Source organism: Thermodesulfitimonas autotrophica (genome assembly GCF_003815015.1).
GTDB classification, from domain to species: Bacteria; Bacillota; Desulfotomaculia; order Desulfotomaculales; family Ammonificaceae; genus Thermodesulfitimonas; species Thermodesulfitimonas autotrophica.
Map to the genome: position 1 here is coordinate 148,253 of NZ_RKRE01000003.1, position 24,371 is coordinate 172,623.

Annotated in this window: 22 protein-coding genes; 19 read left to right on the forward strand and 3 right to left on the reverse strand. The window is 58.9% G+C overall.

The features are described from left to right. Positions 1 to 27: 27 nt before the first annotated feature. The 18 genes from EDD75_RS08145 (at position 28) to ribH (ending at position 18,347) form a co-directional block, all read left to right on the forward strand. Complete coding sequence (locus EDD75_RS08145; protein ID WP_123930873.1) at positions 28 to 351, forward strand: hypothetical protein; 324 nt, start codon at positions 28 to 30, stop codon at positions 349 to 351. A 70-nt stretch (positions 352 to 421) separates the two neighbouring features. Beyond that, positions 422 to 1,093, forward strand: a complete 672-nt coding sequence (locus EDD75_RS08150; protein ID WP_123930876.1) for an HD-GYP domain-containing protein — start codon at positions 422 to 424, stop codon at positions 1,091 to 1,093. Positions 1,094 to 1,492: 399 nt separating this feature from the next. Continuing rightward, positions 1,493 to 1,696 (forward strand): hypothetical protein, encoded by a 204-nt coding sequence (locus EDD75_RS08155; protein ID WP_123930879.1) that lies wholly within the window; start codon positions 1,493 to 1,495, stop codon positions 1,694 to 1,696. Between the two features lie 774 nt (positions 1,697 to 2,470). Next, positions 2,471 to 3,868, forward strand: coding sequence for an FN3 associated domain-containing protein (locus tag EDD75_RS08160; RefSeq protein ID WP_123930882.1), 1,398 nt, complete (start codon positions 2,471 to 2,473; stop codon positions 3,866 to 3,868). A 13-nt stretch (positions 3,869 to 3,881) separates the two neighbouring features. Further along, a complete protein-coding gene (locus tag EDD75_RS08165; protein ID WP_123930885.1) occupies positions 3,882 to 4,652 on the forward strand; it encodes a hypothetical protein in 771 nt (256 codons plus the stop codon). Positions 4,653 to 5,406: 754 nt separating this feature from the next. Beyond that, the gene (locus tag EDD75_RS11455; RefSeq protein WP_170157775.1) at positions 5,407 to 8,616 is read left to right on the forward strand and encodes an S-layer homology domain-containing protein; all 3,210 of its coding nucleotides are present in this window, start codon (positions 5,407 to 5,409) and stop codon (positions 8,614 to 8,616) included. Between the two features lie 88 nt (positions 8,617 to 8,704). Beyond that, positions 8,705 to 9,160, forward strand: a complete 456-nt coding sequence (locus tag EDD75_RS08175) for a metal-dependent transcriptional regulator (RefSeq protein ID WP_123930890.1) — start codon at positions 8,705 to 8,707, stop codon at positions 9,158 to 9,160. 78 nt (positions 9,161 to 9,238) lie between these two features. Continuing rightward, entirely contained in the window at positions 9,239 to 10,174 is a 936-nt protein-coding gene (locus EDD75_RS08180) for a fumarate hydratase (RefSeq protein WP_123930893.1), read from the forward strand. A gap of 54 nt (positions 10,175 to 10,228) precedes the next feature. After that, positions 10,229 to 10,795: a FumA C-terminus/TtdB family hydratase beta subunit gene (locus tag EDD75_RS08185; protein ID WP_170157776.1), complete on the forward strand. Its 567-nt coding sequence runs from the start codon at positions 10,229 to 10,231 to the stop codon at positions 10,793 to 10,795. After that, complete coding sequence (locus EDD75_RS08190; RefSeq protein WP_123930896.1) at positions 10,796 to 10,993, forward strand: ferredoxin; 198 nt, start codon at positions 10,796 to 10,798, stop codon at positions 10,991 to 10,993. It abuts the gene before it with no gap. Positions 10,994 to 11,394: 401 nt separating this feature from the next. After that, positions 11,395 to 12,060, forward strand: a complete 666-nt coding sequence (locus tag EDD75_RS08195) for a 4Fe-4S binding protein (protein ID WP_123930899.1) — start codon at positions 11,395 to 11,397, stop codon at positions 12,058 to 12,060. Between the two features lie 226 nt (positions 12,061 to 12,286). Continuing rightward, complete coding sequence (locus EDD75_RS08200; protein WP_123931967.1) at positions 12,287 to 13,216, forward strand: nitrite/sulfite reductase domain-containing protein; 930 nt, start codon at positions 12,287 to 12,289, stop codon at positions 13,214 to 13,216. A 37-nt stretch (positions 13,217 to 13,253) separates the two neighbouring features. After that, positions 13,254 to 13,640 carry a DsrE family protein gene (locus EDD75_RS08205; RefSeq protein ID WP_123930902.1) on the forward strand — a complete coding sequence of 129 codons (387 nt, stop codon included), beginning with the start codon at positions 13,254 to 13,256 and terminating at the stop codon, positions 13,638 to 13,640. 89 nt (positions 13,641 to 13,729) lie between these two features. Next, on the forward strand, positions 13,730 to 14,491 hold the full coding sequence (locus EDD75_RS08210) for a TatD family hydrolase (protein WP_123930905.1): 762 nt from the start codon (positions 13,730 to 13,732) through the stop codon (positions 14,489 to 14,491). A 349-nt stretch (positions 14,492 to 14,840) separates the two neighbouring features. After that, on the forward strand, positions 14,841 to 15,974 hold the full coding sequence (gene ribD, locus EDD75_RS08220) for a bifunctional diaminohydroxyphosphoribosylaminopyrimidine deaminase/5-amino-6-(5-phosphoribosylamino)uracil reductase RibD (RefSeq protein ID WP_123930908.1): 1,134 nt from the start codon (positions 14,841 to 14,843) through the stop codon (positions 15,972 to 15,974). Beyond that, positions 15,959 to 16,597: a riboflavin synthase gene (locus EDD75_RS08225; protein ID WP_123931969.1), complete on the forward strand. Its 639-nt coding sequence runs from the start codon at positions 15,959 to 15,961 to the stop codon at positions 16,595 to 16,597. Before ribD ends, EDD75_RS08225 begins: the two co-directional genes overlap by 16 nt. 17 nt (positions 16,598 to 16,614) lie before the next feature. After that, positions 16,615 to 17,847 (forward strand): bifunctional 3,4-dihydroxy-2-butanone-4-phosphate synthase/GTP cyclohydrolase II, encoded by a 1,233-nt coding sequence (locus EDD75_RS08230; protein WP_123930912.1) that lies wholly within the window; start codon positions 16,615 to 16,617, stop codon positions 17,845 to 17,847. A 35-nt stretch (positions 17,848 to 17,882) separates the two neighbouring features. Next, positions 17,883 to 18,347, forward strand: coding sequence for a 6,7-dimethyl-8-ribityllumazine synthase (gene ribH, locus EDD75_RS08235; RefSeq protein WP_123930915.1), 465 nt, complete (start codon positions 17,883 to 17,885; stop codon positions 18,345 to 18,347). Positions 18,348 to 18,455: 108 nt separating this feature from the next. Here ribH and rpmB read toward each other — a convergent pair whose 3' ends face one another. Genes rpmB through EDD75_RS08250 form a run of 3 tightly spaced genes read right to left on the reverse strand, consistent with a single transcriptional unit; the run spans position 18,456 to position 21,861 of the window. Next, positions 18,456 to 18,647 (reverse strand): 50S ribosomal protein L28, encoded by a 192-nt coding sequence (rpmB, locus tag EDD75_RS08240; RefSeq protein ID WP_123930918.1) that lies wholly within the window; start codon positions 18,645 to 18,647, stop codon positions 18,456 to 18,458. 37 nt (positions 18,648 to 18,684) lie between these two features. After that, complete coding sequence (locus tag EDD75_RS08245) at positions 18,685 to 19,707, reverse strand: acyl-CoA dehydratase activase (protein ID WP_123930921.1); 1,023 nt, start codon at positions 19,705 to 19,707, stop codon at positions 18,685 to 18,687. Positions 19,708 to 19,710: 3 nt separating this feature from the next. Then, complete coding sequence (locus EDD75_RS08250; protein ID WP_123930924.1) at positions 19,711 to 21,861, reverse strand: acyl-CoA dehydratase activase-related protein; 2,151 nt, start codon at positions 21,859 to 21,861, stop codon at positions 19,711 to 19,713. A 346-nt stretch (positions 21,862 to 22,207) separates the two neighbouring features. Between EDD75_RS08250 and recG the strand changes: the two genes are divergently transcribed. Beyond that, positions 22,208 to 24,268 carry an ATP-dependent DNA helicase RecG gene (gene recG, locus EDD75_RS08255; RefSeq protein WP_123930926.1) on the forward strand — a complete coding sequence of 687 codons (2,061 nt, stop codon included), beginning with the start codon at positions 22,208 to 22,210 and terminating at the stop codon, positions 24,266 to 24,268. Positions 24,269 to 24,371: the final 103 nt, after the last annotated feature.

The following is a 24,371-nucleotide window of genomic DNA, read 5'->3' on the forward strand; positions in this document are numbered from 1 at the left end:
GAGCAAAGAAGATATGGCAAAGGAGGGATGGCTGTGACCAGTCGGTGCGTTATTCGCGGCTTGCGCGGCGCGCCTGAAGGGGAAAAGGAAAGGCGTAACGGTGGCTTTCCGCTACCGGTGGCGACGGCCCTCTTTACTCTGCCGCAGGAAAGCCAGGCGGCGGGGGCGGACGCAATCTTAGCCGGGCTGATCGAGCTCCTTCTGCGCTCTCGATCCGGCGGTTTCCCCGACGCTGCCCTTGAAGGTAGCGGCGGTAGCGCGGCGGGGAAAAATGGCGGCCGCGCTCCGACGTTACCGGTGCCGGCAGAGGCGGCGCCCGCCGGTAAGACGAAGGCTGCGGTTAAAGGGTAGCGGGCGGCGCGCTTTTGCCGTATGGGTTTTTGTTGGGGGGTGGGAGATAGGAGAAAAAGGAGGGCTTTGGATGTTGCTGTGGTGGCGAAGCGATCCCTTTCACGCGGCGCTCGAATGCTTGGTTGCGGCGCTGGAGGCGAGGGACCCTTATACGGGGGGTCACTCGCAGCGGGTGGCGGAGATGGTCTGGGATCTGGCCCGCCGCGCGGGCCTCTCCCGCCGGGAGTGCGTTTGGCTTCACCTCGCCGCCCACCTGCACGATATTGGGAAAATCGGTGTGCCGGATAATATCCTGCGTAAACCGGGTAAGCTTTTCCCGCACGAGTGGGCGCAGATGCAGCGGCATCCCGAGATCGGCTATGAAATTTTGAGCCGGTCACCGCGCCTCAAAGCGGTTGCCCGCACCGTGCTTCACCACCACGAGCGGTGGGACGGTAAGGGCTACCCGCTAGGGCTTAAAGGAGAAGCCATTCCTCTGGGCGTGCGGCTCATCGCCGTTTGCGACGCTATCGACGCCATGACCTCTGCCCGGCCCTACCGGCCCGCGCGGACGTGGGCGGAGTGCCGCGCCGAGCTTCAGGCGGTGCGGGGCCTGCAGCTCGATCCAGCCCTGGTGGATTTCGCGCTCGCGCTGTTACCCCGCTGGGAGCGCCGCTACGGGGTAAAAGGGCCGCGGGTTGACGTGGTTCTGGGGCAAAAACCGGTAGCTGAGGTTGCGGTCAAAGAGAGATTATCATTATAATGGGAACCAAAACGGTACCGGAGGACCCCCGGAAGGAGTTGCCGCTATGGGAATGCGCCGGACGCATCCGGTCGCCAGGACTCCAGTTGGTGGGAAAATTTGCTGAACGAGCAGGAAAAAGCAAAGGGGGAAGAAACTAGATCTAACCAGGAACCTTAAAACTGCTACACCGAAGGATAAAGAGAAACATTACGCTACACGTTGCGAAATGGCGCGGGCACACACCGAGAAGTGGTGCGAGTGAAGTCGAAAGATGTTACCGAATGGCAGCGCACTTGAAGGCCAAACGGGATCTTCTTGCTGCATCTTCGTTTATCCCGTTTGCTCCTCCTCGAGGTCAAGCCACAGGTTGAGCTTACTCCACAGGAACTCGGCCTATGGGCCAGGTGTTTCGGCACGTTGGAATCGCTGCCCTCCGGCATTCAGCCAGCCGTGCTTACTTTTCGAACTGGCGGCCCAGAAACAGACGGAACCGAAAAAGGGGCACTGGTAGAGAGAGGGCTGAAACAGGTTATTGAAGAAGAGCTCCTCCATTGTCTTTTGCGCGACGATCTCTGCGAAAAAGGAAGCTACGCTGCCGGCGAGGCCGTTCTCTACCGGTAGGTCTTCTGGTGCAGCGGGAATCCCGATAGGGATGATGGCTCTTTATCGGACTTTCTCCGGGAGCTGGATCCGGACTGTCGCGATCCGCTGGCGGAGAAGGCGCACTTTACAGGTATTAATACGTTTTCAAGCCTACCTGCAAGGACTTGAAACCCGGCTGGGGTAGAGGTCCGGGTGAAGGATAACCAAGTCTCCAGCTTCCAGGAGGTGGATCTGATTTTTCAGCGGTTACGGAGTCTGTTTTTTCGGGGCACGGTCAGTCTTCCGTTGGTTGTTGTCCCTGCCTTAGCAGGAAACCCCTTTGGGGGCAGTGCTGCTGCGGTTACGGCTTATTCTGCGAGAAGCTTCGCCGGTTTAGCTTGAGAACTACGTCCGCTACAATCGCGGGCTGCTTTGGGTGTACCGCGGCCCGTTCAGCCCGCCGGTGAGCGTCAGTTTTTCTCCGGGGCTGAAAGTGACCGGGCAGCTGCTGCAGAACTACGTCTTGCACTCAACGATTTAGTTGCTATGGACTTCAGCCTTTTATCAACGTCGAACGTCGAACGCTGAACGGACCTCAAGGTGGCGCCTGGTTTTCAACAAGGAGTACTTCCAGCGGCGCCGTGAACGTTTTATAGCCTCGGTCCGCTGCGGTTTTGGCTCTTGACAGGTAGTGCAGGGCTAAGTAAAATTTGGTCAATCTGGCGTGGAAAAAGACGCCAATTAGCTTAAATAGTCATTGCGGGTTGGTTTCAGCGAAAATTACCCGGGTAGCCAGCCGGAGGAGGGAGACCAATGCCCTTGGGAAGCAAAATGTCTGCCTGTCAGCGCCGCGGCGTTGAAAAGGGCCGCCTGATTTCTTTAGGGGCGCGGTTGTTGCGAAAATCCATATTCCGGGGGAAACCGGGGCGGGCGTTCTGGCGCGGACCGGCGCGGGCGCCCTTATTTTTAGCCCTTCTTGCTTTAGCCCTCGTTTTGGGGCCTGGTTTATGCCCCCGCGCTGCCGGCGCGCCCGGCGAGAACCCCGGCGTTTCGGCGGGGACTTACGCTTCTGCTGCTGCGGCGGTCTACGCCCCTATCCCGGTGGCGGGTGAGAGCCTGCCCGGCGCCGTTACCCGGGCCGTTTACCGGGACGCCGCTGGCGGCGCCGTCAGGCTGTTTTTCCCTGTAGGAGAGACGGTTTACCTTGACGTAACCCCGGCGGCCTTCCCGCCGGGAATGGAGGCGCTTGCCTTTACCGTTACCCCGGCAGCTTCCGGCACTACCGGTATTTCTTTCGCCGTCTACCTGGACACCGGCGGGGCGGCGCTGCCGGCGCCGGTGCAATTGGGCCTGCCTGCCGGGGAAACCGGGGTCTTCCTCTGCCAAGGCGAGCGCGGGTGGTACCCGGTAACAGCGGTGCCCGAAGGGGGGCACCTCTTTGCGCCGGTGGGTAGTACCGGCACCTACGGCGTGGCGGCAGCCGCTTACCTGCCGGCGCCGCCGGCGGGGGGATTTACCGGTGCGACTTTACGCCTTGAAAGCGCCGCGGGCGGTGAGGTATGGTACACCACCGACGGGAGCGACCCGCGGGTGAGCGCTACGGCGGTGAAGTATGCGGGGCCGGTTCAGGTTGGGGCCGACGGGGCGTTAACCGTCAGGGCGGCCGCGTACCGGGACGGTTTTTGGAGCGAGGCGGTTGATTTTGCGAGACCGGGCGGCGGGAATGGCAGCGTCTCTAATAGAACCGAAGCAGAGACGGCGCTGGCTCCTGCAAAAGAAGGCAGGGACCGGCCGGCTGGAGGCGCTGGGTTCCGGGTCCTGCAGTGTGCCGCCGCTGAAATCGACCCGGCGGCAGGCGGGGAACTGGAACTCCCCGGCGTGGCGCGGCTCTACCTCCCGCCGGGAGCGCTGCCGGCCGCGCGTCCGGTTTTAGTGCGGCTTTTTGCGCTTGAGCCGCCGGTGGAACTGCCGGGTGCAGGTCAGCTTGCCGGCCCCGTCGTCTGGCTGCGCTGCCGGGGTCTCTCCGGCCCCTTCTTCAACCGGCCGGCAGAGTTGACCTTTACCGTGGGCACGGCCGACGCGGGCGCCGTCAAGGTTTGTGCCTTGGGGGGCGAAGCGAGTGCGGCGGCGTCTTTGCCTGTTACTACCGGCGAGGCGGGAGGAGTAAAGGTCATGGTGACGCGCCCCGGCCAGTTTGCGGTAGTGCAGTAGGGGAGGGGAAAAGATGCTTGCTTGGTGGAGTTTTTCGCCAATTGCCTGGATAGAGGCGCTTACTTGTCACTTAACCCTCTTCCCAATAACCATTATTTTCCTTGCATTGAGTTGGGTTTTGGGTTCGTTTGTTGCGCCGAAACTGACGTTCAAAGGGCAAGCGGTTCTGCACGGTGCTCTCAGTGCAGTAGTGACTGGCGCCGGGCAAATGGTCCAAGGGCGTTTTCTGGTGGGCCTGTTGCTCTATTTGGCGACTGTTTGTGTACCTATAGGGCAGGGCATTCTCTTTGTGATGTGGACCGCCTCGTTTAATCATCCGGTAGATGCTTCACCTTCACGGTTTTTTATCTATTTCCTTCCTTCATACATTATTCTTTGGGTTTTCGGTATCTGGGACGCGGCACGCCGTTCAAGATTGCAGATTTTGACTGTTTCTGCTCTCGGACTTATGCTGAACCTCGTAGTCCCCGGACTAGGTACTGTTTGGGCTACTACGGGTAATAGTGCGAATCTAAAGTGGAAATTTTACTGGACTGGGGTATTGGCTGTCGTTGGTGGTCTCTTATGGTGCTTTTTCCCTGTTTTCTTATGTTTCTTTATGCTTTTAATGGGTCATCTTTATTTTCCCGTTTTTACCTCTTATGACCTTTGGGGATACCCGAACGGACTCATTCTGTATGGCTTTATCGTTTTTATTTTAACAAGTTTACCGCTTTTCTTTTTGGAGAAACAACAGCTTTCTCCAGTAGATGGGGAGGCAGAAAGAAATGCCGAGAAACAATAAGATACAGTTTACAGCTATTTTATTGGTTTTTGTTCTCTTTTGTGACGTGCTGTTACCGCTGGCATCGGCAGCAGGGTTTCCTTTCGAGCGGATACCTTTTGACGGGCACGTTCATACCTGGTATTCGGATGAACTTTCTATGACTGCGGAACGAACGATAGAGAGCGCAGCCCGAAATATTCAGGAGGTTTTGGGAAAAGCAGTCGCTTTTTCGGTAACCGATCATAGCGACGTTATGCTTCCAATGGCAAATATCGTTCCGCTTTTTACGGTATCGGATTGGGAACTTAGGCAAAACGAAATAGAAGACGCTCAGAAAAGGTTGAACATTAAGGTCATTCCTGGCATCGAGCTAACTGTAGGTAATGGTAATAGTACCCATACAGAGGGGCATTTTTTGGTTTACGGCTTGACGGATGATAATGTAGCGAAGGTTTTGATTCCTTTCGAAGATACGTCAGAAAAGAAGCTGAAGCTATGGGAAGAATCTGAAAAACGAGAAGAAATAATTCAGCTTGGTGCCCCACAAGATGCAGGTTATTTAGTTAATTCTGGGGATAAGGTGCTATATAAGGAAAAGCTTTGGGATAGGTTTCCGCCGCGGAAGGACGTAAGAAAAGCGCTGGAGGAGGTAGGTGCTGCCGGTGCTTTTGGTTATATTGCTCACCCGGCTGGCAAAGATTCCTGGACTCCCTATGCCTGGAGTGCGATCCGGTCCGGAGGGGCTCCTCTTGCCGGCCGGGTGGTTAAGGGAATGGAGATCTTCTCGGGGCCTCGGCGGCAGGATTCTTCAGGAGTAATCGGGGAGTGGGACCAGACGCTCGACACCTTGGCAGGGAAGTTCTACTATAATCTTCTCCGGCAGGGTGTTAACTTTTTCGTTACCGGCGGCAGCGACAACCATAACGGTCCGGGGACAATAGGAGGGATTCTTGGGCCTAACCTTGGCTCCTCCTACACCTACCTCCTTTTCAAGGATAAGAAACCCGCATATAACCAAGACGACATCCTCAACGCTCTTAAGAAAGGCCATACGGTGGCCACTTTGGGCGGGCCCTTTGTGGCGCTTACGGTAGAGCCTGTCGGAGGGCAGGAAATCACCGTTTGGGAAGCCGATGAGCCGCACGATACCAAACACGCGGGGGAGCCGCCGGCGTTTCCGGGTGATACCGTCAAGGCGAAGCCCGGGCAGGAACTGAAGATTACCGTCTGGTGGGAGAAGGCGCCGGCAGGCAGCAGCATTCGGGTTTGTTCTCTCGGCAAAGGCGCCCGGAAATTTCAAACCGTATTTTACGCCGACCTGCTGCACCAGTCCGGCGAAAAATCCTTCATTTGGAAGACCGACCCGGCCGGGGCCTTTTTAATCGCCCGTATGGAAAAGTCGGGGAGCATCGCCTACACCTCCCCCGTCTTCATCGACCCGCCGGGGGTGAAGCGGCCGGCCGTGGACGTGGCTTTAGTCATCGACTGCAGCGGCAGCATGTCCTGGAACGACCCGCAGGGCCTGCGCAAAGAAGCCGCCAAGCAGTTCATCGACCTCATGCAGGAAGGCGAGAAGGTAGCGGTAGTCGGCTTCAACCACGAGGCTTACCTCTTCGCCGCCCTGCGGGAGATCAAAGGTCCGGCGGACCGGGAGAGCTTAAAGCAGGCGGTGGACCAGGTATTTGCCTGGGGCGGCACCGATATCCAGGAGGGGCTCGTGGTCGGTGCCGGAGAACTGGAGAGCGATTCACTTCCCGAGGTGCGCAAGGCGATCATCCTTCTCACCGATGGTGTTGGTTACTACGACGACCTCCACCGGCAGCTCCAAGACCAGGGCATCCGGGTCTACACCATCGGTCTGGGCAGCGACACCGACCCGGTGCTTCTGCAGCGCATCGCCCAGGAGACCGGCGGGCGTTACTTTGAAGCCCCGGACGCCCAGGCGCTCACCGCCATCTACCAGGAGCTGAGCGCCGCCGTCGCCGGCGGGGAGGCCCAGGAGCGGGAGAGCGAGCAATTCACCGCCGCAGGCGAAACCCGGACCCGCGCCCTCACCGTCGCGCCCGGCACCTTACAGGCCACCTTCGGCATCACCTGGGCCGGCAGCGACTTTGACCTCACCCTCACCCGGCCCGACGGCCGCGCCCTCACTCCTGACAGCCCCGATCCCGACTACAGCTTCGTCAAAGGCCCCACCTACGCCTACTACACAGTCGACAACCCCGCGCCCGGCGCGTGGACCTGCACCATCACCGCTAAAGAAATCCCGCCCGGTGGCGAGGCCGTAAACTTAAGCCTCACCGCCCTTGTCCAGACCCCGCCGGAAATCAGCATCAGCGGCCCAGCTTCCGGCAGCCTACTCAAAGAGCTCTTCACCGTCAGCGCTACCGCCTACGACCCCGACGGCATCAGCGAATTTTACTGGTTCCTTGACGGTTACGAACTGGCGAGCGTCCCGGCGGACAACAACCCGAGTGTTCTCACCGCCGCCTACACCTTAGACCCACACACCCTGCCCGACGGCGTGCACACCATCACCGCCTGGGCGGCCGACGCCAACTTCACCCCTGCCGGCGCCGACCTCAGCTTCATTGTCGACAACACCCCGCCGGCAGCCGCGGCCGGACCCGACAGGGAGGCCAGCGCCGGTGAAGAGATCATCTTTGACGCCACCGGCTCCCGCGACGCCGCCCTGTACCTTTGGGACTTCGGCGACGGGCAGACCGCCGGCAGCGATTACCCCTACGCCGCCCATACCTACACGCAGCCCGGCGGCTACACCGTCACCCTCACCGTTTACGACGATGCCGGCAACCGGGCCGCCGCCACCTGCCGGGTAACCGTGCGGCCGGTTTTGAGTGGCGGGGGCGGTGGGTACACCGTGCCGCGGGTGGAGCGGACCGTGCCGCCGGACGGGGCCACCGGCGTTCCTGTAGACACAGTGATTACCATCACCTTCAGCGAGGCGGTGCGGGCCGGCAGCGGCTGGGAGCGCATTAACCTGAAAAACGCCGCTGGCGAAAGCATGGCCCTCACCAAGGAGCTTGAGGGCAAAACCCTTTACCTCAAACCCGTAGCCAAACTCACTTCCGGCACCCCCTACACCTTATTCCTCCCGGCCGACGCCATAAAAGATCTAGAAGGGATAAACCTTACCCGGGACTACAGCTTCCGCTTCACCACTGCGGCCTTGCGGCCCGCTCCCGTGCCCTTCCCCGACATTCTGCCCGGCTATTGGGCAGCGCAGGAGATCGGCGTGCTGGCCGCGCGGGGCGTGATCGCCGGCTACCCGGACGGCAGCTTTAAACCCGAAAAACCGCTCACCCGGGCGGAGTTAGCGGCGCTGCTGGCAAAGTTCCTGGGGCTTAAAGCCGCCGCACACGGAGACGCCTTCAGCGACGTGCCGCCTGACGCCTGGTACGCCGGGGCGGTTGCGGCTGTCCACCAAAAAGGCCTGATGGTCGGCGCCGGCGGCAGATTCCGGCCCGACGATACCCTCACCCGCGAAGAACTGGCGGCGGTAGCCCTGCGCGCAGCCGGCATCAGCACCCAGGACCTCACCCCCGCCTTCGCCGACGCCCAAAGGATCGCCCCCTGGGCGCGGCAGGCGGTCGCCACCGCAGCGGCGGCGGGGCTAATGTCCGGCGTGGGCGAAAACCGCTTCGCGCCCAAGGCGCCGGTGACACGGGCGCAGGCGGCGGCGATCCTCTACCGCCTCGCCGCGCGGCTCGGCCTTTACACCGAGACGGTCGCCGTTACCGGTAAGCTCACTTGGAGCGCGGTGGAGAAGCCCCACTGGGAGCTGGTGACCGACAAGGAGACCTACGTGCTCCTACCGGACCCAGCTGACCGGCTCACCGCCGGGCTCCTTAAGGCGAACGAAGGTAAGATACTCACGGTGACCGGGTATCTCGAGACCGGTCCGAACATCTATCTGCGGGGGCCGGTCCTGCGGGTGGCGGCGGTCAAACCGGCGGCATAGAACAGGGTGGTTTAGGTTGCGGGGGGAGGCAGCCTTCTTTATAATGAAGGTGTGACTTGGTACAACCCTGGTAGGAGATATGTAAGACGTGAAAAAAGAGGGCGGCTTTTCCCCTGCTCTCGAGGATTATCTCGAAGCGATTCTCGAGCTTGCGGACACTAACAAGGTGGTTAGGGTTACCGACATCGCTGCACGGCTCGGAATCGCGAAACCCAGTGTCGCTCAGGCGCTGGGTCATTTGAAGCGTCTGGGGCTCGTGACTCAAGAGAGATACGGGCCGGTCTGGCTTACCGAGGAAGGGAGGGCGCAGGCGGCGGAAGTGCGCCGCCGCCACCGGGCCCTCTTTTATTTTCTGACTGCGGTTTTGGGAGTGCCGGCATCCGTCGCGGAGCGGGATGCATGCCGAATGGAGCACGTGATAAGTTCCCAGACCATGGACCGCCTGCTTGCTTTTCTCGTTTCGAACCGGTGGGTTCCCGAAGGGGAGATGCCGGCAGCTTCTGCCCCGGAGGCGGCGGGAGATAACGGGCCGAAAGAGGAGTAGCCATTTCGGGGCGCTACGTTGATCAGCTACTTTGTTAAAAGAACGGGATTTTTTTGTTTTAGAAAGCGAGGGTCCGGCTTGCGTACGATCGCAGCAGGAGAGATTACCGCAGTGGTGGCGCGTCTCTGCCGGGAGGCAAATGTAACGTTAGGAGAGGATGTGCTGCAGGTACTGGAAGCGGCGCGGGAGCGGGAGGAATCACCGCGGGGGCGGGACGTGCTGGATAAACTTTTGGCCAATGCGCGGCTTGCCCAGGAGGAAGGAATGCCGCTCTGCCAGGATACGGGGGTGGCGGTAGTTTTCCTGGAAGTGGGGCAGGACCTCCATATCGCTGGCGATTTGGAGGCGGCGGTGCACGAAGGTGTACGCCAAGGTTATAGCGAAGGCTACCTCCGGAAGTCGGTGGTTCGCCACCCGCTCGACCGCGTGAACACCGGCGATAACACTCCCGCGGTGATCCACTACCGGATCGTGCCCGGCGACCGGTTGAAGATCACCGTGGCGCCTAAAGGAGCCGGCAGCGAGAATATGAGCGCTTTGCGGATGCTAAAACCGGCCGACGGAGTTGAGGGCGTGAAGCGTTTCGTTCTCGATGTGGTGGAAAAGGCGGGGCCGAATGCCTGCCCGCCCCTGGTCGTTGGCGTGGGCATCGGCGGCACGATGGAAAAGGCGGCGCTGCTGGCGAAGGAGGCGCTGCTGCGGCCTCTTGGCAGCCACAGCGACGATCCCCTGGTAGCGGCGCTTGAAGCGGAGCTCTTAGAGGCAATCAACCGGTCCGGGATCGGGCCGCTGGGACTGGGCGGCCGGGTGACGGCGCTGGCGGTGCACGTTGAAGTATACCCTTGCCATATCGCCAGCCTGCCGGTGGCGGTGAACCTAAACTGTCACGCGGCGCGCCACCGCTCGGCGGTACTTCCGGAAGGTATCTGGCGACTCATCGGCTCGGCGGCAGACCGTGAAGGTAAAAACGATGTTTCCGAGGAGAAGCATAAATACCTGGGCGAAAAGACGTGAGAATTTTTATGAGCGCGCGGCGGAACTGAAACGGTGCTCAGGGGAGGTTAGAGATTGAACTCGCTAAGAATAACCACACCTTTGACCGACGCGGCGATCGAGAGCCTGCGTGCGGGACAGGCTGTTTTAATTAGTGGGCGGCTGCTCACCGCCCGGGATGCTGCTCACAAAAGGATGGTTGAGGCGCTGGGCCGGGGGGAAGAGCTGCCGGTAAACCTTGCCGGCCAGGTCATCTACTACGTGGGTCCAACGCCGGCACCGCCGGGAAGAGTAGTCGGTGCGGCAGGGCCGACTACATCTGGCCGGATGGACCCGTACACGATTCCGCTTTTGGCGCAGGGGCTCAAGGGGATGATCGGCAAAGGCTACCGCTCCCCGAAGGTGGTGGCGGCGCTGGCCGAGTACAGGGCCGTCTACTTCGTTACCTACGGCGGGGCGGGGGCCTTGCTGGCTCGGACAATCAGAGAAGCACGAGTGCTTGCCTATGCCGACCTTGGCCCAGAGGCGATCCACGAGTTTATCGTGGAAGATTTCCCGGCTTTAGTGGCCAACGATATCTACGGCGGGGATATCTATAGTGAAAGCGTGCGGTGGCGGATGCCTGCGGCGGAGGGTTTTTAGATGGTGAAAATCCCTTATATCGAAGTAAGCGAGTGTTACGGGTGCGGTAACTGCGTGGTCATCTGTCCGGAAGTATTTCAAATGAACGAGGTGGGCAAGTTTGCCCAGGTAGTCAATTCTGGTGCGGATAGCGAGGAGTGCATTTTGGAGGCGATGCTTGCCTGTCCCGCCCGGTGCATCCGGTGGACTGACGAGTAAGTTTGCATAAGTGACCCCCGCTTTAGGTAAATGGCTTCCGGGTATAGCTGTTATTCCTTTTGGCGGGAAAGCTGAGGTAACCGGAGCCCGTACCACTCCTGCGGGTTATGCCAGGCCAACGTTACCGGAACCGGTGCCCCGACCTTAAGCCCGTAACGGAGAATCCTTCGTCCTTTCCAAGCAAACCATACCCCCCTATGGTATATTAAAGTTTAACCTCCGTCGAGTGATTATTAGTCGCAAATTTCGTGTAAGCTTAAGGTATTGACATTGCATTAGGCCTGTGTTAATCTGGAAACCACAGATACCCGTAAGGGTATCATGTTCCTGCATTGCAACGCAAAAATCTGGTACCGGGTAAAAGAAGCCCATGATTTTAATCCCCCTAAGGAGGCAGGGTTATGCTCAAGGAAAAAGAAAAGCAGCGCAAACTTCGGCAGAGCTTTACTTGGGTGGGTTTACCCCTGGTAGCCGTAGTAGGATGGTTTTACCCCTGGATAGGCTTCTTGTTGCTCGGGTGTATGCTCGGAGCAGTGGGGGTGGCGGTTTTTCGGGGGCGGGCCTGGTGCGACTGGATGTGTCCCCGAGGAGCCTTTTATGATCTCTTTATCAGGCCTTTGTCCCGTAGAAAAATCATCCCTGCTTTTTTGCGCAGCCGCGCCGTGCGGGTATTCATGCTGGGTTTAATTTTCGTCATGATCGGAGTACAATGGTACTTGGCCAAAGGCGATGGGGCGGCCATGGGACTGGCCTTGGTACGTATTCTCACTATTACCACTATAGCAGGGATTATCCTGGGTCTGATTATTCACCCCCGGGCATGGTGCCATATCTGCCCTATGGGTACCCTTAGCTACTGGCTCTCTAAAGGCAAGGAGCCCCTTTTCATCAGCCAATCCTGCGTTGACTGTCGAGCCTGTGCCCGGATTTGCCCGATGCAGTTGATGCCGTACAAGTACCGGAGCGATGGAATTATGGGGGACAATGACTGCATCAAATGTGGCTCCTGTGTGGCTATCTGCCCCAGCCGTGCTCTATCCTTTGGTTCCAGCCGCGCACTATTTTAATCCCCTTTTATCCTCATTTCAGCTGTGGTCTGCCCGCCTTATTCTTGGCCCCGGAGGACGGGGCTTACTAAATTTTGGCATGGTCCGTTTGCCTATTAAGCCTTGACACAGTTCGACTTTTGGTTTTATAATTTTCGCAATTCCATATCCTGTAGGTGTGGCCGAAGAGGCTGATTTTAGGGGAAAAATACTTGTTCTTTTTGGTACAAGGAGGTGGGTGATCACCATGGTTCGAAAGTACGGCAACAAGGGATTTATCCAGCAGCTGGATGGTACTTACGCCGTCTTAATTCATCCTGTTAACGGCTATCTAGAGGCTGAACAGATAGAGGCCGTATACAGGCTGGCCAAGCAATATGGAAAAGCTAAGCTCACGGTTACTGAAGCCATTATGATTTTCGGCATAAAACCCGAGAACTTTGATCAGGTGGCCGAAGAGTTAGAAAAGGTCCATCTACCTTTGGCTGATATCGGCCCTGTGGTGCGAAACGTTAAGGTGTGTTCCAGTCAGTATTGCAAGCACGTTATCCGTGATGTTACTCCTCTGGCAGAACAAATCAACCAGCGCCTTGCAGGGATGGCGACGCCAAAAAAATTTAAGATAGCCCTGAATGGCTGCCCCAATTCATGTGTGGAGGCGCAACTAAACGACCTAGGTATCATTGCTGTCCAGGACGGGTACTGGCTTTACCTTGGGGGCAAAGGGGGACGTCAACCCCAATTGGGTACTCGGCTGGACGTGGTTATCAAGGAAGAGCATCTAGTCGAAACTGTCGAACGGATAGCTAAAGGCTACCTTCGGGTTGCCCAGAACGAGCGACTGGCCGAAGTTATTAACCGGATGGGCCTTCTACCATTCCTAAAGGCAGCGCTGGCATGGAATGGCGAAGGAATCAAGACGTGCATCGGCGCGCGGTACTGTAAAAATGGTGTTGGTGATGTCCATACTATGGCCGAGCGCATAGTCTCCGCTGGCAATTTACAAGGAAACATCACCATCAGTGGCTGTGGCAATGCATGTGCTGTTGACCGTGAAGCGCATTGCAATGTTGTTATTTTGAAAGATAGACTTTGGGTGTATAACAGCGGTGGCACGGATGTCGTTGGTACGGACCAGTTACCTGAGTATCTTAAGGCAAAAGGTATTTTAAAATAAACTCCAGTCCGCATTTTAACAAAGGAGGGGTCCAAGGATGGATAAGCTGAAAGTCCTTTTTCACATTGACGAATCCGACCGGTGGCAAAGGGTACTCGTAAACATCACTAATTTTTTGAACGATGTGGGGCAAGGAAACGCCGCCGTCGAAGTAGTAGCCAACGGTGAGGCGGTTTCCGTTTTCAGGAGCAGGTGCCTGCTGGCCGGGGGTGGTGGTCAGTGTTGCGGACCAGCTACCGGATCGCTAACGGAGCAGATGAAGAAATTGTCAGAGATAGGAGTAAACTTCGCCGCATGTAGGAACGCTCTCAAAGCTCAGTCTATCGACGAGCGGAGCCTCCCTAACTTCGTAACGGTTGTACCGGCCGGCATAACAGAAATTGCCAGAAAACAGGCTGAAGGGTACGCCTACATCAAGCCCTGACTATGTACCTGCGTTTCAATACAATTTAAACATACAGCGACAAAAAGAAGGGACCCGATCCAGCACAATAAGGGGGTAATGAAATCGTTATGGAAGGAATTGTAGATTCCCATATACACGTTTCGTTGCTTCCTTACGAAGGGCTGGAAAACATGGCCCTCGCCGGCGTAAAAAAGATTATCGGCTGCTCCATATTTTTCGGGGCCAAACATACGGAAACCCTCTTTGATCATTTTCACCAAATGTTAACCCTTTCGATGAAGAATGCTGCCCAAAATGGCATCAAACTTTTCGTCGCTGTCGGTGTTCACCCCATGGGAACCCCGGAAGACTGGCCCAGGGTGATCGACGCCCTTCCAAACTATCTGAAGATGGATGGCGTCATTGGTTTAGGAGAAATAGGCCTGCATGAGGGGACTCAGCGGGAACAGGACGTCCTTAGGGAGCAATTGAAGATAGCCAAGGAGTACGGGGTGCCGGTAATTATTCATACCCCGCCCCAGGATAGGGTGGCGATAACCAATAAGACGATTGAAATTGCTGCCGCCGTCGGGATGGAACCCGGAAAGGTGGTCATCGACCACGCTAACTTGGACATTGTTGACTTAATCGAGGACTTTGGGGCCGTTCCCGGGCTCACTATTCGCCAAGAAGGGCTTACGCCCCATCTACTACTGAACCATCTGGAACGTTTCCAACGCGGTGTTCTGAACAGCGACTACAGCAATCTCAAACCCAACGATCCCCTGAGCGTGCCAAAGGCTGTGCGGTATCTGGAATTGAGCGGGGCTCCCCCAGAAATCATTGCTCGGATTGCGAGGTATAATGCTGAAGAATTGTTCGGGATTTAGAGGACCAAGGGGATGCCCTATTCCGCAGAGGAGGGAAGGAGAGTGTGTGTGCTGCCCCAAATGACCAGGAGGAGCTTCTTGATTTAAAAATCCTTGCCTACCTCAAAAAACTGGGGCCGGAGTATGCAAAACTCCTGGCTAATGTTGCCGGGCCTGCCCTCAGTTTGGGAACTCGTCCTGCTTCAGGATCGGTGAGGTTTCCCACAGTAGGTTGACGCGGTCCCTCAGATTTGTTTGGCTTGACACCTTCTCTTCCTCCTACCTATAATGAAACTACAAATCGCAAAAGCGCTGCTTTCGGCGACAGATTTCGGCAATAGCCGTATTTTAAGTTCGGAAAGATAGATCTATGACGGAGCCACTGACGGATGAAGATTACCTCCGGCGCACCTTTGAGCTTGCCGCGCGGGCGCGGGGGCGGACTAGCCCCAACCCGCTAGTCGGGGCCGTGGTTGTGCGGGACGGGCAGGTGGTCGGTGAAGGGTTTCACCGCCAGGCGGGCTTGCCCCACGCCGAAATTGAGGCCTTAAAGGCGGCAGGGGAAGCGGCGCGGGGAGCCACTCTCTACGTTAACCTCGAACCGTGCTGCCACACGGGGCGGACGGGACCCTGCACCGAAGCGATTATCGCCGCCGGGATCAAGAGGGTGGTGGCAGCGATGCCCGATCCCAACCCGCTGGTGGCGGGAAAAGGTTTTGCCCGGCTGCGCGAGGCGGGGATTGAGGTCGCTACCGGTCTCCTGGAAAAAGAGGCGCGCGCGCTGAACGAGGCCTTCGTCAAATATATCACTACCCGGCGGCCTTTTGTGATTCTTAAAACGGCGATGAGCCTTGACGGGAAGATTGCCACCGTCACGGGGGAATCGAAGTGGATAACTGGTCCCGAAGCGCGGCGCTATGTTCACGAGCTCCGCGACAGTTGCGACGCTATTTTAGTCGGTATCGGGACCGTTTTGAAAGATGACCCTTCCCTCACCACCCGTTTACCTGAGGGGGGACGGGATCCGGTACGGGTGATTCTGGATAGCCGCGCGCGGATGCCGCTTACTGCCCGGGTGCTTACCCAGGAGTCAACAGCACCTACTTTGATCGCCGTGACGGAGATGGCGCCGGGCGAGCGGGTGGCGGCGCTGCGGGAGGCCGGGGCGGAGGTGCTTGTCTGCGGTCCCGGACCGGCGGTGGACCTCGGGCTCCTGCTCTCTGCTTTGGGAGAGCGGGAGATTACGAGCCTCCTCGTCGAAGGTGGGAGCACGGTGAATGCGAGTTTTCTCCTCCAAGGGCTGGTCGATAAGATAGTCTGGTTTATCGCCCCCCTCATCATTGGCGGCCACGGCGCCATCAGCCCGGTCGGCGGGACTGGGATTAGGCACCTGGCCCGGGCGATTCGCCTGAAGGAGATGAATTTGCGCCAGTTCGGGAGCGACCTCTGCATCGAGGCCTATCCGCTCTGGGAAGGGACGGGTTGCGGTTGTTCACCGGCATAATCGAGGAACTTGGTCAGATCAGGGGGGTCACCCGGCAGGCGGTTTCGGCCCGGCTGGTGGTCGGGGCTGACAGGATAATGGAAAACCTTCGTTTGGGGGACAGCGTTGCGGTTAACGGTGTCTGCCTGACGGTGGCGAGTTTGCAGGATAAGGGTTTCACCGCCGACGTGATGGCGGAGACGTTGGCGAAGACCAACCTAGGTGAGTTGGCTGTTGGCGCCAGGGTGAACCTCGAGCGGGCGCTGCGGCTGGGCGACAGGCTTGGGGGCCATCTGGTCACCGGACACATTGACGGCGTGGGCCGGATCCTACGCAAAGAAAAGCGGGAGATCGCCTGGGTTTTCACCATCGCTGCGCCGCAGGAGGTAGCCCGCTATTTGATCAAGAAGGGGTCGGTGGCGGTTGACGGGATCAGCCTCACGGTGGTGGAGGCTTGGGAGGAAGGCTTTACAGTTTCGGTTATTCCCCATACGGCCGCGGTGACGACGCTCGGTTTTAAAGGGCCCGGGGATACGGTAAATTTAGAGGCCGACCTGATCGGCAAGTACGTAGAAAAGTTCCTGCGGGCGCCAAAGCCGCGGGGCGTGGAGGAAAGCTTTTTGGCAGAGCATGGTTTTATTTAACCGGGGGAGGCGGAGTAATGTTTGATCCGATTGAAGCAGCGATTGCCGACATTCGTGACGGCAAGATGGTCGTGGTTGTGGATGACGAAGACCGGGAGAACGAGGGCGACCTCGTGATGGCTGCCGAAAAGGCGACCCCGGAGGCGGTAAGCTTCATGGCCGTTCACGGGCGGGGCCTCATCTGCGTGCCGATCACGGAGAAGCGGGCGGAAGAGCTTGATTTTGCGCCCATGGTGACCAATAATACCGACCCGCACGGGACCGCTTTCACCGTTTCGGTGGACGCACGCGAGGTAACGACCGGTATCTCCGCCCACGAACGGGCGCTTACCATCAGAAAGATCGTCGATCCAGAGGCGCGGCCTCAGGATTTCCGCCGCCCGGGACATATCTTCCCCTTACGGGCTAAGGAAGGCGGGGTACTGCGGCGGGCCGGCCATACGGAGGCCGCGGTGGATTTGGCCCGGCTGGCAGGACTTTATCCCGCAGGCGTTATCTGCGAGATAATGAAGGACGACGGGACCATGGCCCGGGTGCCGGAGTTGTTGGAATTCGTGAAAAAGCACGGGCTGAAAATCATCACCATTGCGGACCTTATCAGTTACCGGCGGCGGACGGAGAAGCTCATCCGGCAGGTGGGTTCCGCACATCTGCCGACGAAGTACGGAGAGTTTACGGCCGTCGCCTACGAAAGCCTCCTGGACGGCAAGGGCCACATCGCGCTCGTAATGGGCGATTTGCAGTCGGTGGAAGCACCCCTGGTGCGGGTGCACTCGGAATGCCTGACGGGAGATGTTTTCGGCTCGCTGCGGTGCGACTGCGGGGAGCAGATCCAGCGCGCGCTGAAGATGATTGCGGCGGAGGGCGTCGGGGTGTTGCTCTACATGCGTCAGGAGGGCCGGGGCATTGGGCTCTTGAACAAGATCCGGGCCTATGAGCTCCAGGACCAGGGAAAGGACACGGTGGAAGCAAACAAAGCCCTTGGTTTCCCGCCGGATCTCCGGGACTACGGTATCGGGGCACAGATCCTGGTCGACCTCGGCGTGCGGAAGATGCGGTTGATGACCAACAACCCGCGGAAGATCAAGGGCATTCAGGGTTACGGCCTGGAAGTGGTGGAGCGGGTACCGATTGAGATTCCGCCGCGCAAGGAAAACGGCTTCTACCTGGCGACCAAGAAGGAAAAACTCGGTCACCTGCTTACCCTGGTAGGGAACGACGCGGAGACGCGTGGCGCAGGGGCGAAGTGAATCCGGGAAAATACGCGGAAGGAGAGGGATTGGCGTTGCCCAGGATTTTTGAAGGGCACCTGGTAGGCGAGGGGCTAAAGTTCGGCATCGTGGTCGGCCGTTTCAACGAGTTTATCACCCAAAAACTTCTCGGTGGGGCGCTTGACGCCCTCTACCGGCACGGGGTAAGCGAAGAAAACGTGGCGGTCGCCTGGGTTCCGGGCGCCTTCGAGATTCCGGTGGTGGCGAAGCGCCTGGCACAAAGCGGCGACTACGACGCGGTGATCTGCCTCGGTACGGTTATTCGGGGGGCGACCCCGCACTTCGAGTACGTTGCCGGCGAGATGGCCAAGGGCATTGCCCGCGTCGGGCTCGAAACAGGTGTGCCGGTGATCTTTGGGGTAATTACCGCTGATACTTTAGAGCAGGCCATCGAAAGGGCCGGTTCCAAGGCCGGAAACAAGGGCTTTGCGGCGGCGATGAGCGCGATCGAGATGGCCAACCTGATGAAGCAGTTTTAAAGTTCGAAGTTAGAAGTTGAAGAAAGCCACCCTGCCGGTGGCTTTCCATTCTTTTCATAGTTTTTTGATCTGAACTAACCTTGAACGCTGAACGTTGAACGTTGAACCTTATATCGCCCGCTGCACCTTGCCGCTCTTGAGGCACCGGGTGCAAACCCTGATCCGCTTGGGGCGCCCGTCAACAATCGCCCGCACCCGCTGCAGGTTCGGGGCCCAGGTGCGCTTGGTGCGGATGTGCGAGTGGCTGAGCTGAATCCCGAAGGCAATCGTCTTTCCGCAGATTTCGCATCTTCTGGCCAAATTCTCCACCTCCTTTGAGCACCGTGAAGGTATTCTATCACGAGCTCCGGCTTATTTTCAACCCTGTACCCCAGCGGTTTTCGCTCCGGTCGGCGGAGGAAAGGTTGAGGTTGTTCCACTTGCCGCACCGGCTCCCCCAGCGGCTCACCAGTTCCCCGGCGATATAAACCTCGTTGACTTCGCAGTTGTTGGGGCAGTCGTCACAGGTGAAGGTCCGCGGGATGCAGGTGAAGGAGGCAATGGACGCGGCGCCCCTGAACTTAGAAGGTTGGCGGCGGCGCTCGTAGTTGCGCTTGGCTAAGAGGGCGGCGCCGAGCGCACCCATTACCTTGAAGGGACCAGGGACAACAATCTCCATCCCGAGGCGCTGCTCGAAGGCGGCCCGCATCCCGATGTTGGCGGCTACTCCGCCCTGAAAAAGAACAACCGGCTCAATCTTCCGCCCCCGCGCCACGTTGGCCAGGTAGTTGCCGACCAGCGCTAAGCAGAGCCCGGCGATAAGGTCCTCCTTTTTGTAACCCATCTGCTGCTTGTGAATCAGGTCTGATTCGGCGAAAACGCCGCAGCGACCGGCAATTTTGATCGGGTTGGTCGATTTCAGGGCGTACTCGCCGAACTGCTCGATGGGGATGCCCAGGCGCACCGCCTGGTGGTCTAAGAAAGACCCGGTGCCGGCGGCGCAGACCGTGTTCATGTTAAACCCGATGGGGACGCCGTTCTGAAAGAAGATGATCTTCGAGTCCTGTCCCCCGATGTCGATTACGGTCCCGACCTTAGGCTCCACCCAGCGCGCGGCGACGGCGTGGGCGGTGATCTCGTTCTTCACGATGTCCGCCCCGACCATTATCCCTGCTAAGCGGCGGCCGCTACCGGTGGTCCCGACGCCGGCGACCTCGACCTCCCCTAATTGCTCGTAAAGCTGCCTGAAGGCCCGCTGGATTGCCTGGATGGGCCCTCCTTCGGTACGCAGGTAGGTGTCGAAGAGGATATTCTCCTTCTGGTCTATCAGCACTACCTTCGTGGTTACACTGCCGACATCGATGCCGATAAAGTTGGCCATCCCTTAAAGCCCCCCTGCGAGCTTTCGTTCTTTGAGGATGTCTAAGAAAGCCTCGATGCGCGTTTCGAAGCCGGCCTCGCCCGTCTGGTCGGTGATGATCCAGGTGAGGACCGGGATGTCAAAACGCTGGCTCAGCTGCACCAGGATATTCTGCGCGACGATTTCCGGCATGCAGGTGAAGGGCATCAGGTGGATGATGCCGTCGATCCCCTCCTGGCGGGCGAGGGCGGTGAGCCCCACGCTAATGTGTCCGTGCCCCCCAACCTCGGTGCCGAGATAAGGCTTGGCCGCTTGCTTGATTTCTTCCCGCCGGCGCAGTGCCTCCCGGGTGGGAAAAATATGCTGGTGGAACCAGTTGGTCACCGAGATCTCCCGGTCCACCCAGACCCGGGGGTCGGTAGAGCGACCGAGCAGCCGCTCCAAGTGCATATTCACGTAGCTCTCCAGCACCACCCAGATTTCACCCAGAACCCGCACCCGAACGGGGTTGGTTTCCTCCATTTCGATGCTGTTGGCTTCCTCTAAGAAGTTCCGGAGCAGCTGCTGCACCGTGGTGGAATCCGGTGCCTGCTCCACAGCCCGGACGAACCGCCGGAAGAGCTTGTCGACGGTGCCCTGCTGCCGTTCGAAAGCCCGGATGCGGTGGCACTCTTTTTCGGCCCGGTCGATGGCTGCGATGCGGTGGTAGCCGTTGTACAGGGCCCTGATGATCCGCCACCAGGAAGCGTTCCCGGTGGCTTCCTTAATCGCGCCCCGGAATTTGCTCCAGCGGCGGGCAAAAGGCACCGGGGAGTCGATGATGATCATCTCGAATTCGTAACCTAACTTTCGCAGGAGTTGCTCCTGAATCTGGGCGTACCAGCCGAGCCGGCACTTTCCCTTTCCCCCGACCATTAAGAGGTGGGTAGCGCCGCGCTCTAAGAGGTAGCGCATCTGCCCGAGGGTGATCACGAAGGGAAGGCAAACGAATTCGGGGGAAAGCGCCTTTCCCAGTTCAATGATTTCCTTGGAGGCGTGCGGCGTGGGCAGCGAGTCGATGCCGCACTCGCCCAGGGCGCAGCGGATGGCGAGATCGAGGTGCCCCATGGACGGAAGGCCGACGACCATCCGTTCGGGCGGCGGGCCGGGCAAAAGCCGGCGCTCGGGTGCCGGCACCGGTACCTGTACCTCCGGCCGTTTTTCGGGAGCTACGTCCATAAAGGCCTCGATGCGCGTTACCAGTCCCGCCTCACCGGTATGCTCGTCGAGCGTCAGCAGCAAAAAGGGAACTCCCTGCCGGCGCGCTTCATCTTCCACGTACGATTCGATAATCGACTCCGGTCCGCATTCAAAAGAACCGACCAGGATGAGGCGGTCCACCAAGTGCTGCCGCAGGAAATGGAGCGCCGCGCCCAGAACCTGCGCCTCGAAGCTCCAGAGACGCTCTCCTTCGGCGATGGAGTCGATTTCTTTTTTGGCCACTTCCGGCAGCACCATCTCGGCGGTGAGCACCGGACCGTAGTGGCGCACCTGTTTCAGGATATCCAGGCTAATGGTGTCGTAAAGGATGTACGGGTGGCCCACCACGCCGATTACCGGCTTTTTTGCTGTTGGCGTGCTCGGCGGCCCTCCGTTGAAGAGCTTGCCCTTGTCGTAGAGCTGGTAGGCCTCTTCGATGGTGAGGCGTTTTTCCGCCACCGTCCGGTCGAATCTGCGCTGTACCATAGCGGCTTTCCGCAGCGCCGCGAGCGCCTGGCGGCGCGAGTTGACGCCGAGGCTTCGCGCCACCGCTACAAAAGACTCCTGCCAGGCGTCGTCTCCCCGGTAAAGGTCGATCCGGGGGATAAGCACCCTGGCGTCGTCGCGGAGGGCGTTCTGCACCATGTAGGGAATGCCGATAAACTTCGGGCAGCAGAAATTATCCGGTTCCACACTCACTAAGCACGGAATGAGAATATGGTTGATATCGCGCTCGAGAAGCTCCTTTACATGGGCGAAAAGGAGTTTAACCGCGACGCAGGGCTCGTCCGTCGGGCAGAATTCCATCTTGTTGAGGGTTGCCTTGGTGGTGGGCGGCGAAACGACGAAGGCGGCCCCCAGGCTTTCGGCGAAAGTGCGAAAGAACGGGTAAAGGTAGTAATACGCCATCGCGCGGGGAAAGCCAATTGTTAGCATAACTCCTCCGGAATAGGTTCACGGTTCACCGTTCGAAGTTTTGGCCTCTGACTTTTAAGTTCCGGCCGCTATCTCCTCTCCGCTTATCATTATTTCGCGCGCAGAGGGTTTAATGCGTTTTTCGCCTGACATTTTCCAGTTTAACAAAAGATTTCTTTACCGTCAACGAACGGCCACCGGTGCTTTCCGGGGCGAGTCATCTTTACGAAGCGGCCCGGTAGGATTCCGGCGCGCGGTGTGGAAATTTGCGTTAAAGAACGGGCACCTGATGGCTCTCCTTCCTGTGTTGTAGATGGAGGGCGAAAGCCGGTGCCGGCGAAAGAAAAACCTGGTTCGGAGGGCAAAAGTGGCGAGTATCTGGGAGAAACCGGCGCAGTACCTCAAAGGAGTGGGCCCGCAGCGGGCGCGGCTCCTCGCCCGCCTCGGCATTCACAGCGTGGGTGACCTGCTCTACCACCTGCCGCGGCGGTACGAGGACCGAACGCTCTGCCGGCCGGTGAAAGCCTACGGGGAAGGGGAAACGGCTACTGCGGAGGGAGAGGTGGTAGCGGTTCAGGAAACGCGCGCCCGTTCCGGGATGAGCGTCTTGCGGGTGGCGTTGCGGGACCGCTGGGGTATCTTTTACGCCGTCTGGTTCAACCAGCCGTACGTGAAAAAGGTGGCCAAGGTGGGGGCCCGCCTGACGGTGACCGGGAAGGTGAAATACGGCTTCGGTGTGCCTGAGATCCAGGTCGCGGAGTTTGAAGCGGGGGAAGGGGACGAGGGGCTCAGTACCGGGCGTATCGTTCCGGTATACCCGCTGACCGAAAAACTTTCGCAGCGCATGCTACGCACCGTTGTTTTTAACACCCTGAAGGCGGAGGCCGCATCTTGCCCCGAGATTTTACCGCCGGACCTGCTTGCCTCCCATGGCCTTTTGGAACGGGGGCGGGCGCTATGTGCGGTTCATTTTCCGGAAAGCATGGCGGAGGCGGAAGAAGCGCGACGGCGGCTCGTTTTCGAAGAGCTTTTTCTGCTTCAGGTGGCCCTCTTGCGTCACCGGCAGCGGGTGCTGGCGGTGGAAAAAGAACACCGCTGCGGCGCGGATGGCCCTAAAGTCCGGGCCTTAAGGGAGCACCTTCCTTTTACCTTAACCCCGGCGCAGGAGCGCGCTTGGCGAGAAATTGCCCGGGACATGGAAAGCCGCTATCCGATGCAGCGGCTCCTGCAGGGAGACGTGGGTTCCGGCAAAACGGTGGTGGCGGCGCTGGCGCTGGCTAAGGCAGCGGAAAACGGGCTCCAAGGAGCCCTGATGGCGCCTACGGAGATCCTGGCCGAGCAGCACTACCTCAATCTCCGGGAACTTTACGCGGCCGTCGGGATCGAAGCGGTGCTTTTGACGGGGAGCACAAAAAAAGAAGAGCGGCTCAAAAGGCTTGCTGCGGTGGCTAACGGAGAGGCGGCGGTGGTCGTGGGAACCCACGCGCTGATTCAGGAGGAGGTTTCCTTTCAGCGGCTTGGTCTGGTGGTGATTGATGAGCAGCACCGGTTCGGGGTGCGGCAGCGGGGGTTGCTGCAGGCCAAAGGGAAAACTCCAGACGTTCTGGTAATGACTGCCACACCCATACCGCGGACGCTGGCGCTTACTCTTTACGGTGACCTCGACCTTACGGTGATTGACGCCCTGCCGCCGGGAAGGCAGCCGGTCAAGACGGTATGGCTCCGGCCTGCGGAACTCGGGCGGGTGTACCGTTTTGTCCGGGCGGAGGTCGAGAAGGGGCGGCAGGCCTATTTTGTCTGTCCCCTTATCGAAGAATCGGAGCAGCTTGCCGCTCAGGCCGCCAGCAAATTGGCGCGTGAGCTGGAAGAAATCTTCCCCGCTTTCCGGATCGGTCTCTTACACGGGCGGCTTAAGCTCGAGGAAAGAGATAAGGTAATGGCCGCCTTCCGGCGGAACGACGTGCAGCTCCTGGTTGCGACGACGGTAGTTGAGGTGGGCGTAGACGTCCCCAACGCCACGGTGATGGTCATCCTGGACGCCGACCGTTTCGGGCTCGCGCAACTGCACCAGCTCCGCGGGCGCGTCGGACGGGGCGCGCACGCTTCCTACTGTATCCTCATTGCCGAGCGGACAACTCCGGAGGCGGCGGCGCGTATGTCAGCCCTGACCACGCTGGCGGACGGCTTTGCCCTGGCCGAAGAAGACCTGCGGCTGCGGGGGCCGGGCGAGTTTTTCGGCACGCGCCAGTCCGGGTTGCCGGAGCTCAAGGTTGCTAACATCCTGCGTGATCATGCCCTTTTAGAGCTGGCGCGCACCGAGGCGGCGCGATATTTAGAACGGGATCCCGACCTTGTTTCCCCTGCCGGCCGGATGATAAAAGCAGAGCTCGAAGCGCGCTTCGCTAATATTAAAAATTTAGTTAGCTAATTGTTTAAAATCTCTACCACTAAATAAAAAATTTTTTTGTTTTGTCAAATCCGAACTCGTTAATAAAAAAATTACCGGGTATGACCGGCTGCGCGGGGACAAA